This window comes from Streptomyces sp. NPDC051218, assembly GCF_044455475.1.
GTDB lineage: Bacteria > Actinomycetota > Actinomycetes > Streptomycetales > Streptomycetaceae > Streptomyces.
The window spans coordinates 126815-151496 of sequence record NZ_JBITEU010000016.1 but is presented as its reverse complement, the minus strand read 5'-3'; the positions used below and the strand labels follow the sequence as shown (position 1 = coordinate 151496).

Annotated in this window: 22 protein-coding genes; 16 read left to right on the top strand and 6 right to left on the bottom strand. The window is 69.7% G+C overall.

The genetic code is table 11. The features are described 5' to 3' along the window. Nucleotides 1-663 carry a hypothetical protein gene (locus tag ACIBCK_RS36980; protein WP_399397490.1) on the bottom strand — a complete coding sequence of 221 codons (663 nt, stop codon included), beginning with the start codon at nucleotides 661-663 and terminating at the stop codon, nucleotides 1-3. A 380-nt stretch (nucleotides 664-1043) separates the two neighbouring features. Between ACIBCK_RS36980 and ACIBCK_RS36975 the strand changes: the two genes are divergently transcribed. The 10 genes from ACIBCK_RS36975 (at nucleotide 1044) to ACIBCK_RS36930 (ending at nucleotide 13440) form a co-directional block, all read left to right on the top strand. Further along, nucleotides 1044-1799 (top strand): hypothetical protein, encoded by a 756-nt coding sequence (locus ACIBCK_RS36975; protein ID WP_399397489.1) that lies wholly within the window; start codon nucleotides 1044-1046, stop codon nucleotides 1797-1799. A 362-nt stretch (nucleotides 1800-2161) separates the two neighbouring features. After that, nucleotides 2162-2500: a pilin gene (locus ACIBCK_RS36970; protein ID WP_399397524.1), complete on the top strand. Its 339-nt coding sequence runs from the start codon at nucleotides 2162-2164 to the stop codon at nucleotides 2498-2500. Next, a complete protein-coding gene (locus ACIBCK_RS36965) occupies nucleotides 2497-4530 on the top strand; it encodes a hypothetical protein (RefSeq protein WP_399397487.1) in 2034 nt (677 codons plus the stop codon). Before ACIBCK_RS36970 ends, ACIBCK_RS36965 begins: the two co-directional genes overlap by 4 nt. After that, the gene (locus ACIBCK_RS36960; protein WP_399397486.1) at nucleotides 4527-5432 is read left to right on the top strand and encodes a PrgI family protein; all 906 of its coding nucleotides are present in this window, start codon (nucleotides 4527-4529) and stop codon (nucleotides 5430-5432) included. Before ACIBCK_RS36965 ends, ACIBCK_RS36960 begins: the two co-directional genes overlap by 4 nt. Further along, nucleotides 5432-7261, top strand: a complete 1830-nt coding sequence (locus ACIBCK_RS36955; RefSeq protein ID WP_399397484.1) for a VirB4 family type IV secretion system protein — start codon at nucleotides 5432-5434, stop codon at nucleotides 7259-7261. The genes ACIBCK_RS36960 and ACIBCK_RS36955 overlap by 1 nt, the downstream gene beginning before the upstream one ends. Beyond that, the gene (locus ACIBCK_RS36950; protein WP_399397482.1) at nucleotides 7258-9654 is read left to right on the top strand and encodes a type IV secretory system conjugative DNA transfer family protein; all 2397 of its coding nucleotides are present in this window, start codon (nucleotides 7258-7260) and stop codon (nucleotides 9652-9654) included. Before ACIBCK_RS36955 ends, ACIBCK_RS36950 begins: the two co-directional genes overlap by 4 nt. Before the next feature lie 29 nt (nucleotides 9655-9683). Then, entirely contained in the window at nucleotides 9684-10658 is a 975-nt protein-coding gene (locus ACIBCK_RS36945) for a replication-relaxation family protein (RefSeq protein WP_399397480.1), read from the top strand. Between the two features lie 2 nt (nucleotides 10659-10660). After that, nucleotides 10661-11587: an NlpC/P60 family protein gene (locus ACIBCK_RS36940; protein WP_399397478.1), complete on the top strand. Its 927-nt coding sequence runs from the start codon at nucleotides 10661-10663 to the stop codon at nucleotides 11585-11587. Beyond that, nucleotides 11584-12423, top strand: a complete 840-nt coding sequence (locus ACIBCK_RS36935; protein ID WP_399397476.1) for an extensin — start codon at nucleotides 11584-11586, stop codon at nucleotides 12421-12423. The genes ACIBCK_RS36940 and ACIBCK_RS36935 overlap by 4 nt, the downstream gene beginning before the upstream one ends. Nucleotides 12424-12675: 252 nt before the next feature. Continuing rightward, nucleotides 12676-13440 carry a hypothetical protein gene (locus tag ACIBCK_RS36930; RefSeq protein ID WP_399397474.1) on the top strand — a complete coding sequence of 255 codons (765 nt, stop codon included), beginning with the start codon at nucleotides 12676-12678 and terminating at the stop codon, nucleotides 13438-13440. Nucleotides 13441-14032: 592 nt separating this feature from the next. Here the strand turns inward: ACIBCK_RS36930 and ACIBCK_RS36925 are convergent. After that, the gene (locus tag ACIBCK_RS36925) at nucleotides 14033-14212 is read right to left on the bottom strand and encodes a helix-turn-helix domain-containing protein (RefSeq protein ID WP_399397473.1); all 180 of its coding nucleotides are present in this window, start codon (nucleotides 14210-14212) and stop codon (nucleotides 14033-14035) included. Between the two features lie 189 nt (nucleotides 14213-14401). Here ACIBCK_RS36925 and ACIBCK_RS36920 point away from each other — a divergent pair, with 189 nt between their 5' ends. The 6 genes from ACIBCK_RS36920 (at nucleotide 14402) to ACIBCK_RS36895 (ending at nucleotide 22688) form a co-directional block, all read left to right on the top strand. Continuing rightward, a complete protein-coding gene (locus ACIBCK_RS36920; protein WP_399397471.1) occupies nucleotides 14402-15235 on the top strand; it encodes a hypothetical protein in 834 nt (277 codons plus the stop codon). A 2-nt stretch (nucleotides 15236-15237) separates the two neighbouring features. Next, nucleotides 15238-16329 (top strand): hypothetical protein, encoded by a 1092-nt coding sequence (locus tag ACIBCK_RS36915; protein WP_399397469.1) that lies wholly within the window; start codon nucleotides 15238-15240, stop codon nucleotides 16327-16329. 64 nt (nucleotides 16330-16393) lie between these two features. Then, complete coding sequence (locus ACIBCK_RS36910) at nucleotides 16394-16705, top strand: hypothetical protein (protein ID WP_399397467.1); 312 nt, start codon at nucleotides 16394-16396, stop codon at nucleotides 16703-16705. 7 nt (nucleotides 16706-16712) lie between these two features. Continuing rightward, nucleotides 16713-21263, top strand: a complete 4551-nt coding sequence (locus tag ACIBCK_RS36905) for a DUF6531 domain-containing protein (RefSeq protein ID WP_399397464.1) — start codon at nucleotides 16713-16715, stop codon at nucleotides 21261-21263. 570 nt (nucleotides 21264-21833) lie between these two features. Further along, entirely contained in the window at nucleotides 21834-22301 is a 468-nt protein-coding gene (locus ACIBCK_RS36900) for a hypothetical protein (RefSeq protein ID WP_399397462.1), read from the top strand. 174 nt (nucleotides 22302-22475) lie between these two features. Then, nucleotides 22476-22688 (top strand): hypothetical protein, encoded by a 213-nt coding sequence (locus ACIBCK_RS36895; protein ID WP_399397460.1) that lies wholly within the window; start codon nucleotides 22476-22478, stop codon nucleotides 22686-22688. 165 nt (nucleotides 22689-22853) lie between these two features. Here the strand turns inward: ACIBCK_RS36895 and ACIBCK_RS36890 are convergent, their stop codons facing one another. From ACIBCK_RS36890 to ACIBCK_RS36875, 4 genes are all read right to left on the bottom strand, one after another. After that, nucleotides 22854-23240 (bottom strand): hypothetical protein, encoded by a 387-nt coding sequence (locus ACIBCK_RS36890; protein WP_399397458.1) that lies wholly within the window; start codon nucleotides 23238-23240, stop codon nucleotides 22854-22856. A 108-nt stretch (nucleotides 23241-23348) separates the two neighbouring features. Then, the gene (locus ACIBCK_RS36885) at nucleotides 23349-23783 is read right to left on the bottom strand and encodes a hypothetical protein (RefSeq protein ID WP_399397457.1); all 435 of its coding nucleotides are present in this window, start codon (nucleotides 23781-23783) and stop codon (nucleotides 23349-23351) included. 37 nt (nucleotides 23784-23820) lie between these two features. Further along, nucleotides 23821-24297, bottom strand: coding sequence for a hypothetical protein (locus ACIBCK_RS36880; protein ID WP_399397456.1), 477 nt, complete (start codon nucleotides 24295-24297; stop codon nucleotides 23821-23823). A 77-nt stretch (nucleotides 24298-24374) separates the two neighbouring features. Continuing rightward, complete coding sequence (locus ACIBCK_RS36875; protein ID WP_399397455.1) at nucleotides 24375-24593, bottom strand: hypothetical protein; 219 nt, start codon at nucleotides 24591-24593, stop codon at nucleotides 24375-24377. Nucleotides 24594-24682: the final 89 nt, after the last annotated feature.

Below are 24682 nucleotides of genomic sequence, written 5' to 3'. Positions count from 1 at the left end.
TTACTGCGCGCGGACGGCGGACAGCACGATGAGGTCGGAGTGGATCAACTCGGGCGTGGTGGCGTCGGGCGGCGCGGGCGCGATGCGGGCCTCGATCGCGTGGCCGTGGACGACCGCGATGTGCTGGAGGTAGCGGAAGCCCGCGGTGCGGGCGGTGGCGATGAGCAGGCCGAGCGGGTCCGTCAGATGCCCGGCGTCACGGCGTTGTCGGGTGGCGAGAAGGAGTAGGCCGTCGGCGCGCAGTAGGCGGTGGGCGCGGTGGAAGAAGCCGGGCCAGCCGTCGTCCATCGCGCCGCGTTCCTCGGTCCCGTAGCCGCTGTGCAGCGGCGCGCAGGGCAGGGTGTCGGGGTGCAGCTCTGCGAGGATCACCGAGGAGCGGGCGTTGCCGCAGGGTCCGGCATTCGCGTCGCGGGGTGGGGTGCAGCGGGAGCGGGCGTCCATCCCGGCCCGGGTGTCATTGATCTCCAAGCGCAGGAGCGGAGCGGACCGTTCGCTGGGCTGGGGGGTGAACTGGGCGCGGAGCTTGTCGAGGGCCCAGTCGGGCAGCACCCGTCCTGCCGGGGGATCGGCGAGGTCGTCGGGGGCGGGGAGCCAGATCGTCGTCGGGAGCTTTGCGAGTGTGCCTCGACGGGCGGAGGAACTGCTGCGGCGGGAGTGGGTCATGGCGGGTGCGCCGCCACGGGCCGGGCGCTGGTGGTTACGTACTGACACCTCTTAAGGAGGAAATCCCGGCTGATCGTGCCGCCTCCCGGTAAAGACGCTGATCAGCGCCCGATCCGTCACGCGCCGATCCGCGCCGTCGCGTGGCGGGAGCCAGGAGGACCGCGCGACGGGGCCAACGGATTTTCCCGGGCATTTTCGTGCCGCGCAGTGGTGGGTGAAGGTACTGGTCAGCGGCTCATCCGGCACGCGAATTCCGGGGGTTGGCGGGCCGACGGCGAGGCTGAGGCGAAGGCGCGGCAGGCCGGTGGCGCGGTGGTGGCAGGGCGGCTTGGCGCTATGGGCGACGTCCCGTTTCGCCGTCGTCGGCAAGGAGCCCGCTCATGCGCCGCACCACGTCCGTCTCGCTCTCCGCCGTCTCCCCGTTCGACAAGGTCGATGCCGCTCTGCTGGATCTGGCCTCGGCCCCGCGCCCGCTGACCCTGCCGGCCGTACTGCTCTCGGCAAGTGAGCCGGGCGGAGCCTGGCCGGTCGACCTCGTCCGCGCCCGGATGGCGCACCCCTCCACTCCCGGTACCGCGCGGGCACGGGTGTGGGCCGAGATCTTGCGTCGCCATCTCGCGTTCGGTGAGCCGTGGGGCTCGGTCGCTGTCGCGATGACGGTGCCCGTGCTGCGCCGGGCGATGGCCCGGCTGCCCCGGCTCCGGGAGCTGGAGAGGGGCGAGTTGGAGCAGGAGGTCCTGACCGCGGTCATCGAGCAGCTCGCCGTTCTGACACCGGAGGAGGCGCCCGAGGAGATCGGGCTGCAGCTGGTGCGGGCCGGTGACCGGGCAGCCCACCGCCTGCTCTACGCCACCCAGCGCGAACGCCGCCTCGGTCCCCTGCCCCTGGACGAGGGCACGGTCGGGCAGCCGCTGGTTACCGGCTCACAGGCGCAGGTGTACTTGGTCCTGGAGCGCGCTGCCCGGGCCGAGGTCATCACGTCGGCAGAGGCCGAGCTGATCGCCGCCACACGGTTGGACGGGCAGAGCGCGAAGGAGTGCGCGAACGGTGCGGGCATCAGCGTCCGCGCGATGTTCCGGCGCCGGTCAGCCGCCGAACAGCGCCTCGCGCAGTCCCTGCTCGCAGACGAGCTGTGAGACGAGGCAGGTAGCTCCGTCGGGCTGCTGGCACGGTCGGCCGGCTTTTTCTCCTTAAGGGAGTAAGAGCACACGAGGCGCCGGCGCCTGACTGAGCTCCCATCTCACTGAAGGTCCCCAGGGTCCGGGTACGGCGCTTCGTGCTGACACCCGAAAACTCCCGCCCCTCGCGCAATGCGCCCCACTCCTCACAAGGAGGTGGTGCGCCACCGCGGGCCTGCCCGGCCCCTGGGGACGTATCTCGGCTCATGTCCGGTGCCGCAGGCGCCGTCATCCCTCTTTCCCTGTCTGCTCTGCTGGAGGTGGTCTTCGTGCGTGCTCTGCCGTCATCCCGGCTGCGGGCAGGGGTCCTCCACCCCGGTCTGCGCCGCCTGGCCCGCATCGCGGCCCGGGCGCTCTTCGTCTTCGTCCTCGTAACGTGCACTCTCCTGGCAGACCCGCCCAGTTCGTGGGCGGTGGCGACCATCCCGCAGGTGATCACGAACCTGCGGAACTGGATCGTCGGGATCCTCGCCGCTCTCGCCACCCTGTTCCTGACCTTCGGCGGGCTGCGCTACCTGATGGCCGGGGGCGATCCGGGGGAAGTCGAGTCCGCCAAGCGGGCCTTGCGGGCCGCCGCGGTCGGCTACGGCCTGGCGATCCTGGCACCGGTCATCGTCACTGTCCTTAAAGGCATCGTCGGCGCCGGGGCGGGGCAATGATCAGCGCCCGCTGTCTCGCGCGCGCCCGGTTACTCCCCGCGCTCCTGCTGACCACAGGTGTCCTGGCCGTTGTGCCCATCGCCAACGCCGCCGTGCCTCCGGCAGCCATCGCGCATGCGCCCGCTGCTCCTTGGGAGCCGGAGCCGCAACCTCAGCCGCAGCCCGGCCCGGTAGTTCCGCCGCCGGAATCCGGGCCCGGCACCGCCCGGCCGGAACCCGCCCCCGGGCCCTCCCCCTCGCCGGGAAAGCCCAAGCCTCCGCCGCGGCCCTCGGCGCCGGAGCCGACACCGGGGCCGACGCCGCCCGCAACGCCGTCGGATCCGAATGCGGAGGGGTTTTTCGGCAACCTCCTGGACCTCCCCGGCCTGGTCATCAATGCGATCACCGCGTTCCTCGGCATGCTCCTCGAAGAGGCCATGAAGCCTTTGCGGGAGCTGATTGCCGACACGCTGTTGGCAGCCCCGGACGTCACCAAGCACGCGGACATCAAGCGGCTGTGGACCGCCTCGATGGGCATCACGGCCGGCATCTATGTGCTGTTCGTGACGGCGGGCGGCGTCACCGTCATGGGCTACGAGACGGTGCAAATCAGCTACGCCCTCAAACAGATCGTGCCGCGGCTACTGCTGGGCATCGCCGCCGCGGCCTCCTCGCTAACCGTCATGGGCAAGACGATCAGGCTGGGCAACTCCCTCACCCACGCGATCATGGGTACGGACATGGCGGACGCCGGGCAGGGGCTCGTCGAACGGGCCCTGCCCTTCGCTCTGTTCGGCCCCACCGGCATCGCGATCTATCTGCTGTTGCTCGCCGTCGTCGAACTCGTCCTCATCATTGCGGTGCTGATCGGGTTCATCGTGCGGGTCGCGCTGATGGCACTGCTCGCGGTGCTCGCGCCGCTGGCACTGGCCTGCCATGCCCACCCGCTCACCGATCCCGTCGCCCGGCTGTGGTGGCGGGGCCTGGGCGGTTGTCTGGTCATCCAGATCGCACAGTCGATGACGTTCATCCTCGCGCTGAAGCTGTTCTTCGCCCCCGGCGCCACCGTCCTCGGCATCCCCAAGGCCGATCAGCTGGGCACGCTGCTGGCCGGAGTGGCCCTGTTCTGGGTGCTGTTCAAGATTCCCGGCTGGACTCTCCAGGTCGTCCTGCGCGGCAGCCCGATCCAGCAGCCTCACGCCCCGGCGCCGGTGCGCATGCTGCGGCAACTGGCCATGTATCAGCTGATGGGCCGCTACCTGCCCGGCGGTGGGGGTGCCGCCCGCCGACCCCGGCGGGGTGGCATCCCTCCGGGCGGCGGTGGAGGCGGAGGCCCGCGCGGCAGGGGCGGCCCGCGGCCCGGCCGCGGTGGCGGTGGCGGTGGCGGTGGCGGTGGCGGTGGCGGTGGCGGTGGCGTCAGGCCACCCCGGCCCGGGCCCGGCGGTGCAGCCGCAGGCGCTGCTCCTCGCCGCGCCCCTCGCCCCGGTGGCGCCCAGCCCGCGGGGGCATGTCCGCCCGCCGCAGGTGGAGGCCCCGCAGTCGGCGCCGCGCCGTCGCCCCCAGCCCCCTCCCCAGCCGCTCCTCGCGGAGCTGGCGCCCCAGCACGACCCGGCGGCGGCCGGGGAGCTGGCCCAGGTCGACGTGCCGGCGCAGGTCAGCGTGCTGCTCCCCGCCCGCGACCAGCGCAGAGTCCACCTGCCGTCCCCCACCCCGCCCAGGCCCGGCGCCAGCAGCAGTTGGCGCTGCCCATACCCGTTAACCGCACCCCAGCCAACTCAGCCCGCCCAGGTCAGACCTGGCTCCCCATCGCCGCTCCCCACGTCCCCCGCCCTGGCCCCGTACTCCCCACCGCTCCACCAGCCACCCCCGTTCCGCCAGCCACGCCCGCCCCCGCTACCCCCGCCGTACGCGCCCCGGCGCCTCGGCGCCGACAACTCGCCCTGCCCATCCCAGCCCCTCGCGTCCGCGTACGTCCCGCCCGCCCTGTGCAACTGCGCCTGCCCCTCGAACCGCCCACCCCGCCGCGCACACCCCGGAGGCGCACGCCGTGACCGAGCCCGCCGACGACGACGTCGTCACCCCCGCCCGAATCCCCGCCGACGTATCCCGCGAGGACCGTATTCTCGGGCCGTTGACCGCGCGGCAGACCGCGATCCTGACCGTGGCCGCGCTCGTGCTGTACGGCGGTTACTGGGCCAGCCGACCACTGATGGGCCCTCTCGCCTACGTGGCTCTCGTCTCCCCAGTCGCCCTGATCGTGACCGTGGTCGCGGTGGGGCGACGCGATGGCATCGGCATGGATCAACTCCTGCTCGCCGCCCTCCGCTTCCATTCCGCACCCAAGCGGCGGGTGCCCGCCCCCGAGGGCGTTCCCGCGCTGCCCGCCATCACGCCCGCCCCCTGGAAGAAGCAGGCCTCTCGGCAACCGGCGGCGCTGCGTCCGCCGTGCCGGGAGGTCGCCGAAACGGGCACGCTCGATCTCGGCGCCGACGGCCAGGCGGCGCTGGCGGTGTGTAGCACGATCAACTTCCACCTGCGCACCGGCGGTGAACAGCAGGCCCTGACCGAGGCGTTCGCCCGCTGGCTGAACTCCCTGACCGGGCCCACCCAGATCCTCATCCGTGCCCACCGCCTCGAGATCGCTCCGTTGGTCGACGAGCTGGCCCAGACCGCGCCCGCCCTCCCCCACCCGGCGCTGGAACGGGCAGCACTCGCCCACGCCTCCTTCCTTGACGAGCTGGCCGCCGAGCGCGATCTGCTCACCCGCCAGGTCCTGCTGGTGGTCCGCGAGCCCTCGGCCACCGGCGCAGCCCGGGCCGGCCACCGCCTCACCGAGGCTGCCCGCGCTCTGGAGGCAGCCGAGATCACCGTCTCGGCGCTGGAGGCGCCGGCCGCCGCCGAGGCCCTCCGGCTGGCAGCCGACCTCGATGCCGCGCCCCTGGCAGGTGTGTGATGTTGCGACTGCTTCGCCGTGGCTCCGTGCCGGGCACGTCCGTCGACGCCCGTGACGTGCTGGCCCATCACGGCCCGGACGGGCTCGAAGTCCATGCCCGCACGCTCGCCGTCGGCGGGCACCTGGCCGCCACCCTGGTGGTGACCGGCTACCCCGCCGAAGTAGCACCCGGGTGGCTGGAACCGCTGCTCACCTACCCCGGCCGCTTGGACGTGGCCCTGCACATCGAACCGGTCCCCAGCTCGCTGGCCGCCCAGCAGCTCAAGAAGCAGCGGGCACGCCTGGAATCCTCCCGCCGCACCGGCATGGACCACGGCCGCCTGGACGACCCGGACACCGAAGCCGCCGCCGCGGACGCGACCGAACTCGCCTATCGCATCGCGCGCGGGGAGGGGAAGCTCTTCCGCCTCGGCCTGTACATGACCGTGTACGGGGAGAGTGAGGAGCATCTGGCCGACGAGGTGGCCTCGGTCCGCTCGATCGCCGACTCGCTCCTGGTGGCCACCGCGCCGGCCACCTACCGGGCGCTGCCCGGCTGGCTGGCCACCCTCCCCCTGGGTCTGGACACGCTGAAGGTACGGCGCACCTTCGACACCGAAGCCCTCGCCGCCTGCTTCCCCTTCGCCTCCCCCGACCTGCCCGCCGACATCGCGCTGGCACCGGGCGGAGTGCTCTACGGCATCAACACCTCCAGCGGGTCACTGGTGTTGTGGGACCGCTTCGCCCAGGACAACTACAACTCCATCACCCTGGCCCGCTCCGGGGCCGGCAAGTCGTATCTGACCAAACTCGAACTGCTGCGGCAGCTGTTCACCGGCACCGAAGCCATGGTCATCGACCCGGAGGACGAGTACGTCACCCTGGCCGAGTCGGTGGGCGGCACCGTCATCCGCCTCGGCGATCCCGCCGTGCGGCTCAACCCCTTCGACCTGCCGCCGACGACGAGTGGCGAACAGGATGTGCTCACCCGCCGCGTGCTGTTCCTGCACACCTTCCTGGCCGTCCTGCTCGGCGGGGAACTCTCCTCCGCCGAGCGGGCGGTGCTGGACCGGGCGGTCCTTGCCACCTACCACCACGCCGGGATCACTACCGATCCCGCTACCTTCTGCCGTCCCGCGCCGCTGCTCGCCGACCTGGCCACCCAGCTCGCTGCGATGAACGAGCCGGCCGCGGGCGAGCTGGCCGTTCGCCTGGCCCCGTATGTGGAGGGCTCCCACCGGCAGTTGTTCTCCGGGTCGACCACCACCCGCCCCGCCGGACATTTGGTCGTCTTCTGTCTGCGGGAGGTATCCGACGAGCTGAAGACGGTGAGTATGCTCCTGGCGCTCGATGCCATCTGGCGGCAGGTCGCCCACTCCGGCCACCGCAGGAGGCGCCTGGTGGTGGTCGACGAGGCGTGGCTGTTGATGCGCGAGGGGCACGGGGCGCGCTTCTTGTTCCGGATGGCCAAGGCAGCCCGCAAGTACTGGACCGGCCTCGCGGTGGTCACCCAGGACGCCGACGACGTGCTGGCCAGCGAGTTGGGCCGGGCGATCGTCACCAACTCCGCGACCCAGGTGCTCATGCGACAGGCTCCACAGGCCATCGACCAGATCGCCGCCGCCTTCCACCTCTCGCGCGGCGAGCGGCATCATCTGCTGTCCGCTCCCCGGGGCTGCGCGCTCCTGCTGTCGGGCCGCACGAAGATCTCCTTCACGCCGGTCGCCGCCACCAGCGAGCACGATCTGATCACCACCGACCCCGTCGAGCTCGAGGCGGACGAGCAGGCCGTACGGGACGAGGCGAGCGACCCCTACGGACTGCCCGACCTGACCGGACTCCAGCTGTGACCGCCACCGCCGGCCCGGGCGGCCTGCTCGGCCCCCTGCTGACCGATCCCCACCACTTCTGGCACACCCTGCTGCACCGCAGCGGGGACTTCCTCGCCGACGCCTGGCCCTGGCTGGCACCCGGCACGGCACTGATCTCCGCCGCGCTCCTCGCCACCCGCATCGCCGTCCACCGCAGGCGGCAGCAGACCTTCGCCGAGGGCGCCCGGCTGGTCACGATCCTCGCCCCGCCCACAGTGCCCGGCAAGGGCGGCGAGGTGCTCTGGGCCCAACTCTCCGGCCTGCTGCGCCCCTGGCACCAACGCCTGCTGCACGGCCAGCCACATGTCGGCTTCGAGTACGCCTGGGACACCGGCGGGCTGACCATCCGACTGTGGCTGCCCGGCTCCACCCCCACCACCCTCGTACGTCGCGCGGTGGAGGCCGCCTGGCCCGGCGCCCACACCACCCTCTCCGACGCCGCACCCCCCTTCCCGGCCGACCACCGGTGCACCGCCGGCGCCTTGCGGCTCGCCCGGCCGGAGGTGCTGCCGCTGCGCACCGACCACAAGGACGATCCTCTGCGCGCCCTGCTCCAGGCGGCCACCGGAATGACGGAGGGCGAGCACGCGCTGGTGCAGTTGCTCGCCCGGCCCGCGACCGGCGCCCGGCTGCGCCGCTCAAGGCGCAGCGCCCGCCGTCTGAAGGCCGGACACACCGCACCCCGCCTCTCCGCCCTCTTCCGGCTGTTCACCCACGCACCGCAACGCACCTCGCCCGCCGCCACCGACCCCTCACACGGCGTCGAGGTACGCCAGAGCGTCGGCAAACTCACCGGCCCCCAGTGGGAGGTGGCCATCCGCTACGCCATCGCCCTGCCGCACAAATCCGAGGGAGCCGAGGCCCGGCTGCGCGGCCGCGCCCATGCCCTGGCTTCCGCCTTCTCCCTGTACGCCGCCCGCAACTGGCTGGCCCGCCACCGCCTGCCAGATCCACACCCGGCCCTGAGCGCCCGCCGCTTCCCCCGCCACCGCGGTGACCTGCTCTCGGTGCCCGAACTCGCCGCCCTGGCCCACCTCCCGGCCGACCCCGACGCCCCCGGCCTGGCCCGCGCGGGCGCCCGTTCCATCGCCCCGCCGCCTGCTGTGCCGCAGCCCGGCCCCGGCGTCAAACCGCTGGGTGCCTCGGACACCGGCGCCCGCCGGGATGTCGGGCTGAGGGTTCCCGATGCTCGACATCACCTGCATCTGATGGGCGCCACCGGCTCCGGCAAGTCCACCCTGATCGGCCAACTCGTCCTGGACGACGTGCGCGAGGGCCGGGGTGCGATCGTCATCGACCCCAAGGGCGACCTCGTCGCCGACCTCCTGCACCGCCTGCCGCCCTCCTGCGCCGACAAGCTGGTGCTCATCGACCCCGACGACACCCACACCCCGCCCTGCCTGAACGTCCTGGACGGCAGCGACATCGACGTCGTCGTCGACAACATCACCGGCATCTTCCGCCGCATCTTCGCCGCCTTCTGGGGCCCGCGCACCGACGACATCATGCGCGCCGCCTGCCTCACCCTCCTGCGCCACGCCCAGATCACCAGCCGCCTGGTCACCCTCGCCGACATCCCCCGCCTGCTGGGCGAACCCGCCTACCGCATCCGCATGATGCCCACCATCAAGGACCCCGTCCTCAAGGGCTTCTGGATCTGGTACGAGTCCCTGTCCGAGCCCTCCCGCGCCGCGGTCATCGGCCCGATCATGAACAAGCTCCGCGCTTTCCTGCTGCGCTCCTTCGCCCGCCAGACCATCGCCTCGGGCGAGTCGACCTTCCACCTGCCCGACGTCCTGGACGGCGGCATCCTGCTGGCCCGCCTGCCCAAGGGCGCCCTGGGCGAGGAGACCACCCGGCTGCTCGGCTCGTTCATCGTCGCCAAGACCTGGCAGGCCGCCGCGGCCCGCGCCCGCACCCCCGAACGCGACCGGATCGACGCCGCGCTGTACGTGGACGAAGCACACAACTTCCTGACCCTCCCCTACCCGCTGGAGGACATGCTCGCCGAAGCCCGCGGCTACCGCCTCTCCATGAACCTGGCCCACCAGCACCTCGCCCAGCTCCCCCGCGACCTGCGCGAAGGCATCTCCGCCAACGCCCGCAACAAAGTCTTCTTCAACGCCTCCCCCGAAGACGCCAACGCCCTGGAACGCCACACCCTGCCCACCCTGGGCGCGCACGACCTCGCCCACCTCGGCCCCTACCAGGCCGCCGCCCACCTCCTGGCCGACGGCGCCGAAACAGCCGCCTTCACCCTCACCACCCGCCCCCTTCCCCCGCCCGTGGCCGGGCGCTCGACCGCACTGCGGGCCGCTGCCGCCGACCGCTTCGGCGCCACCACCAGCCGCTCCACCTACCTGCCCCTCTAACCCCCGCCGCGCTACTCCAGGAGTAGGTCATGCCCACGACGAGTTCGAACCCCGGCTACGTCCCGCGCGCGGCCTCCCGCCGACGCCGCCCCGCCCAGCCCGACCGGGCCCGCACCGACCTCTCCCGGCTCGCCACCCGCCTCACCCCGCGCGACCTGTGGCTCATCGAAATGCTCCACGAGCACAAGGTCCTCACCTCGCACCACATCACCGCGCTCGCCTTCACCGGCCACCGCACCGCCAACCGTCGCCTGCGCGAGCTCTACCTGCTGGGCGTCGTCGACTCCTTCCGCCCCCTGCGCCAGAGCGGCTCCGCCCCCGAGCACTACACCCTGGGACGGGCCGGAGCCGAACTCCTCGCCGCCCGCGCCGGATGCGACCTGGCCGCCACCGGCTGGCGCAAGGACCACTGCGCCCGCATCGCCTTCTCCCCCACCCTGGACCACACCCTGGGCGTCAACACCCTCCTCACCCACCTCGCCGCCAGAGGCGCCCTGGTGGAGTGGCTCTCCGAACGCTCCGCGACCCGGCTGTGGGGCGACTGGATCCGCCCCGACGCCTACGCCCACCACACCACCCCGGCCGTTCAACTCCTGCCGCTCTTCCTGGAGTACGACACCGGCTCCTACAACCTCGCCCGCGTCGAGGCCAAACTCCCCGGCTACGCCGCCCTCGCCGCCACCACCGGCACCCGCACCCCCCTCCTGATCCATACCGCCACCGCCCGCCGCGAGGCCGCCCTGCGCCACCGTCTCGCCGAGAGCACCGACCGCCTCGAACTGCCCATCGCCACCGGCAACACTCAGCTCGCCAAACCGGACGGCGCCGCCTGGCTCCCCCTGGGACCTGCCCCAGCCAGCCGGCTCGCCCCGGCCCAACTAGCGACCTACTGGCCCGGCCTCGTCCCGGCCCTCACGCCCGAAGCAACACTTGCCACCCCCGGCCGCCACACCGCCTTCCCCTGGCGCCCCATCCCTCCCCAGCCTCCAGCATGCGGTGCCTGACCGTGAGCGCCCTCGCCAGAATGGCCGCCGGGGCCGGATGCGCAATCCTTGCCCTGCCGCTGCTGGTTGCCGTCATTGCCGCCACCCTGCTGAGCGGCTCCATGACCGGCAGCGGCGGCGCATCGGCGAGCCCGAGCAAGCACGCGCTGGCCGACATCCCGCCCAAGATGCTCGCGCTCTACCAGCGGGCGGCACCGGAGTGCCCGGGCCTCCCGTGGACAGTGCTCGCGGCGATCGGCAAGGTCGAGACCGACCACGGCCGCTACCCCACCATGACCTCCTCTGCGGGCGCGGTCGGACCGATGCAGTTCCTGCCCTCCACCTTCAAGGCCTACGCCCACCCGGTGCCGCCCGGCGGGAAGAAGCCGCCCACCCCCTGGGACCCAGTCGACGCCGTCTACGCCGCGGCCCGCCTGCTGTGCGCCAACGGCGCCAAGAACGGCAAGAACCTGCGCCGGGCGATCTGGCACTACAACCACGCCGACTGGTACGTGAACAAGGTCCTCAAAATCGCCGACGAATACGCGGCCGCCGCAGCCCCGGCAACCGGCAACGCAGGCAAGGCAGTTGCCTACGCACACTCCCAGCTCGGCGTCCCCTACCAGTGGGGCGGCAACGGACCGGCGGACGGCGGCTTCGACTGCTCGGGCCTGACCAAGGCCGCCTACGCCAAAACGGGTATCTCCCTGCCCCGCACGGCTCAAGCCCAGTACCAGGCCACCACCAAAGTCGGCGCCGGACAGCCCCTGCTCCCCGGCGACCTCCTCTTCTACGGCAGCCCCGGCAACCTCCACCACGTCGGCCTCTACATCGGCAACAACAAGATGATCAACGCCCCGAACAGCCGCTCCGTCGTCCGCATCGAGGACTACCGCTGGCACGACTACTACGGCGCCACACGTCCCACCGCGCGCAAGGGTTCTCGGTGACGCGCCCGACGCCGGCTCAGGCCCACGCCCTGCTGACCGCGCTCACCCGTGCCCTGGCCGGCGTCGCCGTCCTCACCCTCGTATTCACCGCGGTCAACGTGACGCTGTTCGCCACCAGCAGGGGCGTCTCCCTGGGCATCGCCATCCTGCTGGACCCCATGGTGGCCCTCGCCCTGGCCACCGTTCTGTACGCGGACGCACGCCTGGCGGCCTGGGGCCTGGACCCGCCGGCCTGGTCGGCGGCCCTGCGCTGGTTCACCGCGATCGCCGCCACCCTGATGAACACCTGGACTTCGATCTGGCCCGACGGCCAGATCGGCTGGCCGACGCACACCGACCCCGCCGGCATCCTTCTGCACGGCGTACCGACCGTGCTGCTGATCCTGCTCACCGAGACGATCGCGGCCTACCGCCGTACCATCGCCCCGCTCCTGATCCCGGCCGACGACGCCGATCGGGCGATCGCCGCGGCTCGCCCCGCACCGGATCCCGTCCCGTACGGGCCGTCGCCCTCGTCTCTCTCCGATCCGCTGCCGGTCACACCCCTAAAGCACCGAGGCCACGACGGCCCGGTGCCAGTGCAGCCCACGCCCGGCGACGACACCCCCTTTACCGCTCCGACGGCACCCGCCCACCGGGGAAGCCCGGCTCGGGCGGCAGACGGCGACACGTGGGCACGCGCCACCGCGATCGATGACACCGCCCGCGCGACGACCGGCCGCCCGGCCAGCATCTGGCGGCTGCGCACCCAGCTGCACATCGGCCCGGACCGAGCCCGCCAGATCCAGACCCAGCTCCTCACCCGCCGCCCCGACAGCGACCCCCCATCCTCATGACCAGCACCGATCCCCGCATCACGATCGATCGGCCCGATGGATCGCTGCCGCTTGACTTGTCGCCGGGTCCAGAGCGTCCATGGTCGTACCGGCCGATGGCCGCGAATTCAGAACCCCTGAACTCGCTTTCCATTAAGCCGCGTTCGACCGGAACTCCGCGATGCGCACGCGCCGGATCGGACACCACAGCGCCTGGCGCTGAACCCCGGCCGGGGCCCACATCCACCGCTCACATGGAAACGAGGCTCCACCATGTCCAACACCAACAACACCCGCATCCTGCACCCCGTGCCCGACCCCGTACCACTGACCGGCCTGACCGGCGCACCCGCCGCGATCTACACCAAACTCGTCGCCTCGCCCGGCACCACTGGGGCCGAACTCGCCCTCGCCACAGGCCTCGGCCGCTCCACCGCCGGAAAAGCCCTGGTCACCCTGGAGGAACACGGCCTGGCCGTCCGCACCCCCGGCGGCCACGAGGGGGCACGCCGCACCCCCGACCGCTGGAACCCCGCTCCGCTCGGCGCGTGCCGGGAGCAGCAGACAGAGGCAGAGGAGGGCTCGGAGCCAAACGGGGACGACTCAGACACGGGAGCCACCGCCCCGACACCTGACGCCGTCACCACTACCCGCCCAAGCGGTACTCCCCAGGGCGTCACCCCCCACACCCTTGCGGAGGCCGACGCGGAAGACTCCAACGGGGGTGAGGATGCCGAAGTCGCGGACGCCAACGCCCACGCCCGCGAAGCCGAGCATCCGGTCGTACGCATGGCCGCCCCCATCGGGCAGAGGGCGCGGCTGGCTCCCGGCGGCCTGCGCCAGATGGTCATCGACCACCTGCAAGCACACCCGGCCGAGGCATTCACCGCCACCAAGATCAGCCGCGTGATCGAGAAGAGCTCGGGGGCCATCGCCAATGCCCTGGTGACTCTTACCGTGCAGGGGATCAGCGAGCAGGTGACCGAACGGCCCCGCACTTATCGACTGGCAGGAACTGGGGCGTCAAAGGCCCAGTAGTCAACCGTCCCTGAGGCGGGTGCCGCCCCGAGCGATGGAGCTCGGGGCGGCACCCGCCGTTGCACACTGCGGCACGTCTGGCCATGCGCGAACGCGAACGCAGCGCCCTTCAGGATGGCGTGGACCAGGGCGCGGTCGTGGTGATCTCAATGCCGTCGCGGACGCGCAGGCCGCCGTAGACCCAGGTCTTCTCCGGGCCGCGACTGTGGTCGAGCTCGGCCTTGATCCGGTGGCCGTCGGGTGACCCACCGGCCCCGGGGTGGGAAGGCGCGCGGGATCACCGGCAACAGCTCATCGGCGCAGATCACTGTCGCACCGTCGAGTGGTTGGGTGTAGAGGCCGACGATCCGGGTCCTTTTGGGACGAAGTCCGGGTCCCTGGAGCGGGTCCAGGGCCGGGTACGTCGCCAGCGCGCCCCCTCGGTCAGGAATCCTGCGGACCTGCGAGCGGCCCACCTCGATCTTTGCCTCGCGTGCGATGGCGGCCAGCCGTCCAGGGTCCACTCATCCGGCCCCTTCACGTCAGCCGCCGACAACTCGCCGGACGGCTGGATCTCCAGCCCGCCGGGCAGGGATCAGCTTGACCAGCGCGATCATCCGGGAGCGTTCGGCCTCGGTGATCCGCTGCTTGCGACCACAGCCGGGCCGGCCACCGATCCCATCCAGCCCTGCTCGTTGTACCTGTGCAGCCACTTACGGAACGTCTTCTCATGGCATCCCAGCCGCTGCGCGATCGCCGGGACCCGCGGCCCTTCCCAGCTCACGGTGATCATTGCCCGTTGAATCCAGTCGGCGGGCGCATACCGGGCCCCGGCGGCCAGCCTGCGGACCTTCGATTCCTCCAACACATCCGTCGCCGGACGGACAGAGAGGGTGCTATCGCGGATCTCGCCGTCCGGCTCAACGGCCGGCGTCCAAGCTGTTGAGGGGAAGCGAGGATGGCATGTGTCACACCGACAGGCGTGGTGGAAGGCGCCGCGATTGTTATGCCGACCAAGTGGGACATGCACAAGATGCAGATCCTCGACACGTGCGATATCGGCCAACTCATCGCCCCCCAGACCGCGGCGGATCGATCGCATGAAAGCATTTGCACCTTGGGCATCGTCAGTTGCCCCGAGACGCCGTCCCCCCACCTGGAGTCAGAAGTGAACCGCCGTATCTTGCCCGTTGCGGTCGCGATCACCGCAAGCACCATGCTCTTGCTCACCGGATGTGGTTCGGGCAGCGGTGACGATGACTCGTCCGACAAGATCAAGGGTGCCGGGGGCGGAGGCAAGGACAGCTCGGCGTCCGCCAGTCCGTCGGTGAAGCCGGGCGGAGCCAAGCGGCCGGAGATCAAGCTGCCCAAGTCATTTCAGGCGGAGTTCGCCGGATGGACGAACAGCGATCCGAAGCTGCAGGCCATCATGGATGACGGCAAGCAGGAACTGCTCGCCGAGTACGCCGCGATCGTTGAGGGGAACCCGGACTCCAAGGCGGTGGCTTTCTACACCGACGGTGCCGCCGGCCAGTCGGCCCGCAAGTGGATCAAGGGTTTCGTCGACGACGACCTGGTCCTGATCGGCCGCGCCACAGTATCGAAACCGCAGGTGAGCATCGCCGATGACGGCAGCGGTGTGTTGTTCTACTGCGTCGACGAGAGCAGGGGCTCCACCAAGAACACCAAGACCGGCGAGGTCGAGCGGACACCCCAGGATTCCAAGGCGCGCGTCCAGTACCGCAACCGGCTCGACAAGACGTCACAGGGTGTGTGGAAGACGAGTTACTCGGAAACCGAACGGGGTGGCTGCTGAGCATGTCGCGCTCCTCCAGGGCGACAAGTCTGCTGATCGCCTCAGTGTTCGTGGTTGTTGCGATGCCCGGCATGGCGCACGCGTTCGGCGAAGACGACAAGTCCAAACAGCCGAGCAAGCCCTCAGGCCCCAGCGGCGACGCCTCCGGCAAGTCACTCATGGCATCGGTGTCCAACTCGAAGATCAAGCTCACGTACCCCGGCGGCCAGACGGCGAAGGCGTCGGCCGGCGAGCTGAGGTCCCTGGATCCCAACTGGAAGCCGCCGGCCTGCTGGTACGAGCCGGCCTTCTCACCGAAACAGTTGAAGGACGCGGTCGCGACCGGCGAGGGCGGGCTCGTGAACGCCCACGTGTGGTGGAGCAACGGCCTGTGGGTGGACCACTACGAGAAGGGCAAGGCGGACTCCAACTTCGACCTGAATCGCCCCGGAGACACCACGGCCGACGGATACAAGAAGTACAACCTCGGCAAGAAGGGCATGTTCTGGCGCAGCACGGTCCGTAAGGGCATGTACCAGGACGCCAAGGCGTGGGACTGCGGCCGCATCATGTTCTGGCAGGACGAGGGCACGATCCCCAAGGACAAGAACGCCCCGACTCCCGAGACTCTCGCCGCCTTCGCCTACGACAAGATCAGGGTCCCGGACACTGAGATCGAGCTGAAGCCCGAGGGCAAGTCGACGGTGAACCTGCCCACCTGGGCGTGGCTGGACAAGACCACCTTCAAGGACGTCACGGTCCGCGCCGACCTGCCCGGCACCGGCCTGTATGCGGTAACCACGGCCAAGCCCGTCGCCCTCCATCTGGAGCCAGGCACCGAGGATGCAAAGACCTTCCCCGCTTCCGGTGATTGCCCGGTCAACGAGGACGGTTCCATCGGTGCCCCTTACAAGAAGGGCAACGCCGGGCAGGAGCCGCCGTGCGGGATCCAGTACCTCCGCGCCACGAGCGGCGAACCGTACGAGCTGAAGGCGTCGATCACCTGGGAGATCTCCTGGGAGGGCACGGGTGGTGCGAAGGGCGATCTGCCGGACGGCACCTTCGAGACGACCCAGGACATGACGGTCCAGGAGATCCAGTCCATCAACCGCTGACCGAGGCCGTCGGCCGGTCGGCACACCACACGCGGAACTATCTCAACCCACGGGGGCGGGCAGCATGTCGGACCTGAAGAAGGATGCGGAAGCCCTGCACAAGGCAGCCTCTGCGCTGGGCAAAGTGGATCACCACACCCGCAAACCGCTCCATGACTTCAAGGCCGCTTCGCACGACCTGTCCGCCTTCGGCGTGCTGGGCACCCTGATGAGCGCCAAGGATGACATCCAGGACGGCATGGACACCATCGCCAAACTCACCAAGAACCTCCACAAGGAGTGGGAGGCCGAGGCCAAGTTCATGGGCGACGTCTCCGACGCCTTCGACCTGCTGGACGTCCTGCTGACCGCCGCGGCTCGCGCCAAGAAGGGCTGAGCCGTACATGGGCTTCGACATCATCCCCGGCGACATCGACATCGACATCGACGCCGAAGACCTCAATCCCCTGCACTGGATCAACAAGGCCAACCACGCCTTCGGCAACACCCTCGCCAGCGGCCTGGAGTTCCTCGGCATCACCGACCCCGCCGTCGACCCCGACGGGATCCGCGAGATCGCCAAGCAGTGGCGGGCCCTGGCCAAGGGCCTCGACGACGCTGCTCACGACGCTAAATCGGCGCTCCAGGACCTGGAGTGGGACGGCCAGGCCGCCAAGGCACTCCACAAGCGGGCCAAGGCATCCCGCACGCAGGCCACCGACATGGCCGACTCGCTGCGTGAAGGTGCCAAGGCGCTGGACGAATTCGCCGACGAAGCCCACGAACTGCTGTCCGAGATCGGCGTGATCCTCGCGGAAATCGTCGAGTTCGAGATCGCGGGCCTGGCCCTGTCCGTGCTGACCGGCGGCCTCTCCGCGATCGCCGGCAGCCTCGCTGCTGGTGCACGGGCCGCGAAGGTAGTGGCGCTGATCGCACGGATCGAGAAGTCCGGGACCCGTATGGCCTCGGTGATCCGCACCGTCATGGAGGCGATACGCGGCCTGGAGCGGGCGCTGAAGGCCCTCGGAGAGATCAAGACGATCGCGAAGGCTGGCAAGCTCGCTGGCGAGGGTATGAAGTTCTCGGCCTTCGATGCTGCCCTGCAGGACCCTGGCGCCTTCAAGGACCCGGGCAAGCTAGCGGAGTTGCTGGCCACCGGTGCCGCCTTCGGCGTCGGTGCGGGCGCCCTGGGGAAGGCCCTCGGTAAGGGCCTGGGCAAGCTCAAGCCCAGCGAACTCGCCAAGCTAGCCAGGACGACGAAGCTTGGCACCACCGACCTCTCCAAACTCAAGCTGCGGCCTGGCGAGGCCGAGAAGCTTGAAGCTGCTATTCGCGCGGCGGAGAAAGAATGCAAGCTCGACCCCATCGATGTCGCCACGGGCACAATGCTGCTGCCGCAGACCGATGTCGAACTGCCCGCAGCGTTGCCATTGATCCTGGAACGCACACACCTCTCCTCCTACCGGTGGGGCGGCTGGTTCGGGCCCTCTTGGGCCTCCACCCTCGACCAACGCCTTCAGATTGACGATGAGACCGTCACCTTCGCCGCTCCGGACGGATCTCGGCTGATCTACCCTCACCCGGCGCCGGACGCCACGGAGCCCGTTTTCCCCGAGGTGGGGCCCCGCCTTCCCCTGGCCTGGGACTCCGAGGTCGACGGCGCGCTGCGCATCACCAACCCTGCCAACGGCTTGAGCTATGTCTTCCACAGCCCGCAGCCAGCCGCGGACGATGAGGCCGTTGACCTGCCCCTTCAGTTCATCGTCTCCCGTTTCGGGCAGCGGATCACGGTTCATTACGACGAGTATGGCGCTCCTGCGGAGGTCGCTCATTCCGCCGGCTATCGCATCGCACTCGACCGCGACGACACTCTGCCCCGCATCACTGCTTTGCGGTTGCTCGGCCCAGAGCGTCTCAATGGGCGTGGCACAGTGCTGGTCTCCTACGGCTACGACGAGGACGGCAACCTGTCCGAGGTGCGCAACTCCTCGGGCGCGCCGATGCGCTTCACCTACGACAGCGCAGGCCGGATCACCTCCTGGACGGACCGCACCGGAAACACGTACGCCTACACCTATGACGGGCGTGGCCGCGTGGTGCGTACGGAGGGCAGCGGTGGCTACCTGTCGGGCACATTGCACTACCAGGACGCGACCCGCACCACCACGGTCACCAATGCCCTGGGCCACGCCACGACGTTCGAACACAACGAGGCGTTCCGGCTGGTCCGGCAGACCGATCCTCTCGGCAACACCACCCACTACGAGTGGGACGCCGCTGGACGACGGACAGCGACCACCGACCCGTTGGGCCACACGGCTCGAACGCAGTTCAACGGGTTGGACCAGGCGGTCTCCGTCATCGGGCCGGACGGCCGGGAGACTACGTGCGAGTACAACGAGAGCGGTCTTCCGACGCTCATCACCGGCCCCGACGGGGGCATATGGCGCCAGGAATACGACGCGCACGGCAACCGCACGGCAGTCACCGACCCGACCGGGTCCACCACGCGTTACTCCTACAACCCGGCCGGGCAAGTGGCCTCGTTGGCCGATGCGCTCGGCAACGTCAGCCGGATTCGGTACAACGAGGCAGGTCTGCCCGTCGAGGTCACGGACCCGCTGCGGGCCGTGACCTCGTACGGGTACGACAGCATGGGCCGACGCTCAACCATCACGGACGCGGCAGGCAACGTCACGCACCTGGAGTGGACTGTCGAAGGCCACCTGGCGCGTCGTACGAACGCCGACGGGACGAGCGAGACGTATACCTATGACGACGAGGGAAATCGTGTCACGCAGACGGATCCGATCGGCGGCATCACGCGCTTCGAGTACGGGGATTTCGACCTACTGGCGGCTCGGACTGATCCAGACGGTGCCCGTTTCACGTTCACGCACGACGCCGAGCTGCGGCTGACCCAGGTAACCAATCCCCAGGGCCTTACGTGGAGATATGAGTACGACCCCGCCGGGCGCTTGATCTCGGAAACGGATTTCGACGGCCGTACCCTCAGTTACGCCTATGACGCCGCTGGCCGCTTCGCGGCCCGGACAACGCCGCTCGGCCAGGTGATCAGCCACGAACTCGATTCCGCAGGCCGGATCGTCAGCAAGGACGTCGACGGCGAGCGCACTGCATACACCTACAACGCTGCCGGGCAGCTCACTGCCGCGACGTCCTCGTCCTCGTCGCTCGCATGGCAACTTGACTCATTGGGCCGCGTCCTGGCCGAGACGGCCGACGGGAACACCACCCGATACACCTACGACGTCCTGGGGCAGCGGTCCAGCCGCAGCACGCCCAGCGGCGCGGTCACCCGCATCGCCCGCAACGCCGCAGGAAGCCCCACGGAGCTGGCCCTCGCCGGTCATGCTCTCGCCTTCACCCGCGACAGCCTCGACCGGGAAACCCACCGCGTCTTTGGGTCACCCGTAGCCCCTGTGACGCTCAGCCGTGCCTTCGACAGCGCCGGCCGCCCGACCATCCAGCAGTTGACGGCCTCGGGACAGGTAGTGCGGTCCCGTGCCTATGCCTACCGCGCGGACAGCGTCCTCACCACGATCACCGATCAACTCACAGGCGAACAGCGCACCATTTCCCTCGACCCGCTCGGAAGGCCGCTCACGGTTACCGCGGAGGGCTGGAGCGAGTCGTATGCCTACGACACGGCAGGCAACCAAACCAGCGCGCGGTGGCCCGACACGGCACCCCACCCCGAAGCCCGCGGCGAACGCTCCTACGCCGGCACCCGAATACGCACGGCCGGCGACATTCGCTACGAATACGACGCAGCCGGTCGCATGATCCTGCGCCAGAAGACACGCCTGTCCCGCAAACCCGACACCTGGCGCTACGCGTACGACGCCGAGGACCACCTCATCACCTGCGTCACCCCCGACGGCACGACCTGGCGCTACCACTACGACGCACTTGGCCGCCGCACCGCCAAACACCGCATGGCATCCGATGGCGAAACGATCCGCCAGACCATCCGCTTCACCTGGGACGGCACCAACCTCGCCGAACAGACCGAGAGCGCCACGGGCGTCATCACCACGTGGGAGTACCACGACGAATTCCCCCTGGCCCAGCTCGAACGCCGCGCTTCCGGGGAAGGGATGACGCAGACCGAGGTCGACGCCCGCTTCTTCGCCATTGTCACCGACCTGGTCGGAACGCCAACGGAACTCGTCGATGAACACGGCGACATCGCCTGGCAGTCCCGCACCACCTTGTGGGGCACCACCACCTGGAACCGTGACGCCTCCGCCTACACACCGCTGCGCTTCCCCGGCCAGTACGCCGATCACGAGACCGGCCTGCATTACAACTTCCTCCGCCACTACGACCCCGACACGGCCCGCTTCACCAGCCCCGACCCTCTCGGCCTTGACCCTGCCCCCAACCCTGTCACCTACCCGCACAACCCCCACACCTGGAGCGACCCGCTCGGACTCGTCCCGAAGGCATGTCTTGAGATGGACGCCTACCTGTGGGACGGCAGCGTCAGATTTGGCAAACTGGACGACCTCGGGCGCCCCACCGGTGCCTGGGCGGCACTCCGCAGGGACAACATGAAAGGCGGCAGCGGAGCATCGTCCTCCATCTGGCCGCCTGGTTGGCGTGGGGAGGGGCGCCTCTTCAACGAGGCACGTGGCCATCTGCTGGCCAGAAAGCTCGGCGGGCCGGGGTCGGGCGAGAACGGCTACCGGAATCTGGTCACATTGACACAGAACCCAGTGAACACCCCAGTAATGCGTGGAATCGAGAAAGATGTATACAAGGCGGTGGCGAAGGGAGAAAACGTCCAGTACTCAGTCGTGCCCGTCTACGAGGGAACAAACCCCGTACCCATCAGGCTCAACATCTCGGCGCACGGCGACCGCGGATTCAGCCTGAACCGGCCCCTGGAAAATCCCGCCGCCGGCGTACGAATCCCTGTCCCCAAGTAGACCGACTGCAATGTGAGGCAAGCAATGACCCGGACCACCCCACCACGGCCGGTAGACATCGAAGCAGTCTTCCCCGAGCTGAGCTCCCATCGACGGGACTGCACTCGTCTGCACCCTCGCCCTGGCAGCCCCAAGCCCACCGACAGTTCCGTCGGGGGCCTGATTCTGTGGCCTGCCGATGAACCGTGGCCAACCTGCCGGGAGCCGCATGCCCGGGATCAGGGCCGCAGGGTCGAAGACGTTCATGAGTGGCGCCGCATCCTCGCGGCGGCGTGGCGCAGGTCTCCGAGCAGCGGTCCGACCCCGGAGGAGCTGCAGCACCTGTCCACGCTCGAGCAAGAACACCACGCCTCAGAGGGCACCGACACCTCGCCTGTCCCGCTACTGCCCCTGGCACAGCTCTTCGCTCGGGACGTTCCAGGCCTTCCCGCACCTGAGGGAGCGGATCTGCTCCAGGTCCTGTGGTGCCCGTTCAGCGCGCACGGTGATCTGGCGACCCCGGGCATCCACATCGAGTGGCGCAACTCATCAGACGTCGGCGAGCTCCTGACACACCCTCCCCTCCCCGCGGTGGTCGGGGACGATGAGTACGTGCCTGAGCCCTGCGTTCTGCACCCTGAGCGTGTCACGGAGCATGAATACATCGGGCTGCTGGACCCCGGGCTGCAGGAGCGGATTTACGGATGGGAGGAAGGGCAAGCGGAGACTGACGACTTCGAGGATGTCGAGCCGCCTCGCTATCAGACGGACCTCTCCACGGCACCCGGGTGGAAGGTCGGAGGATATGCGACCTGGGAGACCAGTGACCCATACGAGGTCGTGTGTGGCTGCGGCACGCCGATGAGCCCGTTGCTGACCATCGCCAGCACCGAGTGGGATGACGAGACCATGAGCTGGGCGCCGGTGGAGGACCGCCACCTCGCCGAGGAGCTCGAGGCGAACATCCCCACACGTGTCACTGTAGGCAGAGACGGCTCCTTGAGTATCTTCGCCTGCCCCTCGGATCCCACACACGAACACCAAATCACCCTGCAGTGATCAACTGGAACATGACCGCCGGGCTTACCCAACGAACGGAGACCTTCCAGAACAAGAGAGAGTGTTTGCCCGACGTGAATCTCGATCGTGAAATGATCATGATTCGTGACGCAAGGAAACTCAGAGACGATTGCCATTCCAGTAGATGAGAGTTGCCTTGAAGGGAGGTTCTCAGTGTCCCTCAAGGCTCGCGCGGAACTCATCGAGATAGTGCGGAAATTTATTGATGCGACTCTTCCGGAAGCGGAAGAAGATGCACTGTTGGAAGAGTTGATGGTGAGTGTTCCGCACCCGCGAGTATCTGACTTGATCTTCTACCAGGACCCCCCGCTGACCGCCGAGCAAGTGGTCGACCAGGCGTTGGCGTACCGCCCCATCGAACTGTAGTGGCGTAGCAGGTTGGCCTACTCCCTTTGCTCCGTTCCGCTCTGCTCTCCGGAGTCCGCCCGCAGCACGCCAGGCGCGCGGATCGGCGCCGCGGACACTGATACCGAACCCTTGGTCAGGGAGACACTGCCGCCGGCCGGCCCGGACTGTGCATGCGCGGAGCTCTTACCCAGGTAGAGGCGCCTCCGGCGGGCGGCTCCGGCCGTTCTGCCACACGTCCCGGTAGGCGTGGGCCTGGCGGAAATATGCGTCGAAGCAGGGTCCGGGTCGGACGGTGCCGGTGGTGAAGTTGAAGTTCGCGACTTGCCAGGGATCTTCGTCGCGGTCGAAGGGCAGCACGGTGGTGTCGAGTTCACCGCACTGGAGGTGAACGGCGCGCAGCGTCAGGCCAAGAGGCGTGCCGGTGGTGGAGCCCCGGTGGATGGCAAGGATGACGCGTACCGGGGAGTCCTGGGCCGGGCTGGCGTAGGCGTGGTCGCCGATGATCTGCCACCACAGGCGGGTGTCCGCGGGCAGTAGGGCGGTGAGGATGGCATGGTCGTTCAGGCGCATGACGGGTCCTTCTCCATGTGCGGTGCAGTGCCCGGTAGTTCTGTTGGTGTTTCGGTTATGGGGCGGTGGCCCGGGCCGCCCGCTCTGGGAGGGGCGGCCCGGGGTGTGTCACGTGGTTGGCGGGCGGGAAGCGCGGTAGGCGTCGAGGACCAGGCCGAGCTGATTGAGCTGCTGGGCGGTTCGGGCAGCCAGTAGGCCGGTGCTGTGGCCGCAGGAGTTGAGTACGCCGCTGACGGGGATGAAGGCGGCTGTGCGGCGGCAGTTGAGTGCGTCGTTGAGGCGGTCTCGGGCGTGGGCGGCCTGCAGTCGCAGGCGCGCGTAGAGCCGGTCGACTTCCTTGGCGGTGTCCAGGACGAGCTGGGCCAGCAGGGCGTCGGAGGTGCCGCCGTGGGCGCGGGTGCGCAGGAGGCGGTAGGCCTCGTCGTTGCCGAGCACTTCGCGAACCGCTTGCTCGCCTGGCCCCATCGGCTCGGCGGCAGGCGAACTCGTGTCGGCTGACAAGTTCTTGGCGGTGCCGCGAACGCGACTGGTCGGGTTGGTCATGGCCTGGGTGTCCTTCCGTACGGAGATGTGCAGGGGCTCAGGGGGTGTCGCCGTAGCGGCAGGTGTTGGTGTGGGCCTGGTCGGTGGGGAAGGTGTCGGGGACGCTCCCGGGGCGGGTGAGGTCTGCGCTCGTGATGGGGGCGTGGGCGAGGTGGGTGCCGAGGTCGGCGAGGTGGCGGATGCTCGCCAGGGGGACCTGGGCGGTGCATTCGGGGCAGGGGCCGAGGAGTTCGAACGGTTCGTCCTCGTAGATCGGGAATCGGGTGAGGAAGACGTACCGCTCGCCGTTGTCCGGGCAGGTGGCCGTGGCCAGGACCGGCTCGCCGGGGGCGGTGCGGCGGCGCAGCCAGTCCGGTTCGGTGGTGATCTGGTCCAGGCCGAGTCCGAGGGCGGCGGCCAGGCGTACGGCGGTCATGGCGTGTTCTTCGCCGCGATAGCGGCCGTGCGGGCTGACGGTTTTGTTGTGCCGGATGAAGACGGCGGCGGCGTGGGCGCGTTCGGCGAGGCTTGTCATGGTCGGCTTCCTTCTCCTTGGCTTTCGTTGTCCGGGGTGGGGGCCGCCGCCCCGGAAGGCGGCGGCCCAGTGGAGGGTCAGGGGGTGCTGGCGGCGTAGGCGGTGAGCAGGCGTCGCAGGGTGGTGGTGGTCCACTGGCGGGCGGCGCAGACCTGGGCCAGCTGGGTAGCGGTGATGCGGGCGGCTTCGGCGTCGTTGTAGGGGCCGTCGAGGTGGCGGGAGCCGTGCGCGGCGCGGTGGGCGAGCTGGGTGCGCAGCCGCTCGGCCTCGGCGTCCAGGGCGTCCAGTTCGAGCACGGTGGCGGCGGTGATCTGGGCGAACTTGGCCAGCGGGTCGCCGTCCTCGTGCGCGGTGTACAGGTGGATGAGGGGGTCGGCGAGGCCGG

Bases quoted from the DNA above. Each gene is read 5' to 3' on its own strand.
- ACIBCK_RS36980 (WP_399397490.1), bottom strand. From the start codon at position 663: ATGACCCACTCCCGCCGCAGCAGTTCCTCCGCCCGTCGAGGCACACTC.
- ACIBCK_RS36975 (WP_399397489.1), top strand. From the start codon at position 1,044: ATGCGCCGCACCACGTCCGTCTCGCTCTCCGCCGTCTCCCCGTTCGAC.
- ACIBCK_RS36965 (WP_399397487.1), top strand. From the start codon at position 2,497: ATGATCAGCGCCCGCTGTCTCGCGCGCGCCCGGTTACTCCCCGCGCTC.
- ACIBCK_RS36955 (WP_399397484.1), top strand. From the start codon at position 5,432: ATGTTGCGACTGCTTCGCCGTGGCTCCGTGCCGGGCACGTCCGTCGAC.
- ACIBCK_RS36945 (WP_399397480.1), top strand. From the start codon at position 9,684: ATGCCCACGACGAGTTCGAACCCCGGCTACGTCCCGCGCGCGGCCTCC.
- ACIBCK_RS36930 (WP_399397474.1), top strand. From the start codon at position 12,676: ATGTCCAACACCAACAACACCCGCATCCTGCACCCCGTGCCCGACCCC.
- ACIBCK_RS36925 (WP_399397473.1), bottom strand. From the start codon at position 14,212: ATGATCACCGTGAGCTGGGAAGGGCCGCGGGTCCCGGCGATCGCGCAG.
- ACIBCK_RS36915 (WP_399397469.1), top strand. From the start codon at position 15,238: ATGTCGCGCTCCTCCAGGGCGACAAGTCTGCTGATCGCCTCAGTGTTC.
- ACIBCK_RS36910 (WP_399397467.1), top strand. From the start codon at position 16,394: ATGTCGGACCTGAAGAAGGATGCGGAAGCCCTGCACAAGGCAGCCTCT.
- ACIBCK_RS36905 (WP_399397464.1), top strand. From the start codon at position 16,713: ATGGGCTTCGACATCATCCCCGGCGACATCGACATCGACATCGACGCC.
- ACIBCK_RS36890 (WP_399397458.1), bottom strand. From the start codon at position 23,240: ATGCGCCTGAACGACCATGCCATCCTCACCGCCCTACTGCCCGCGGAC.
- ACIBCK_RS36885 (WP_399397457.1), bottom strand. From the start codon at position 23,783: ATGACCAACCCGACCAGTCGCGTTCGCGGCACCGCCAAGAACTTGTCA.
- ACIBCK_RS36880 (WP_399397456.1), bottom strand. From the start codon at position 24,297: ATGACAAGCCTCGCCGAACGCGCCCACGCCGCCGCCGTCTTCATCCGG.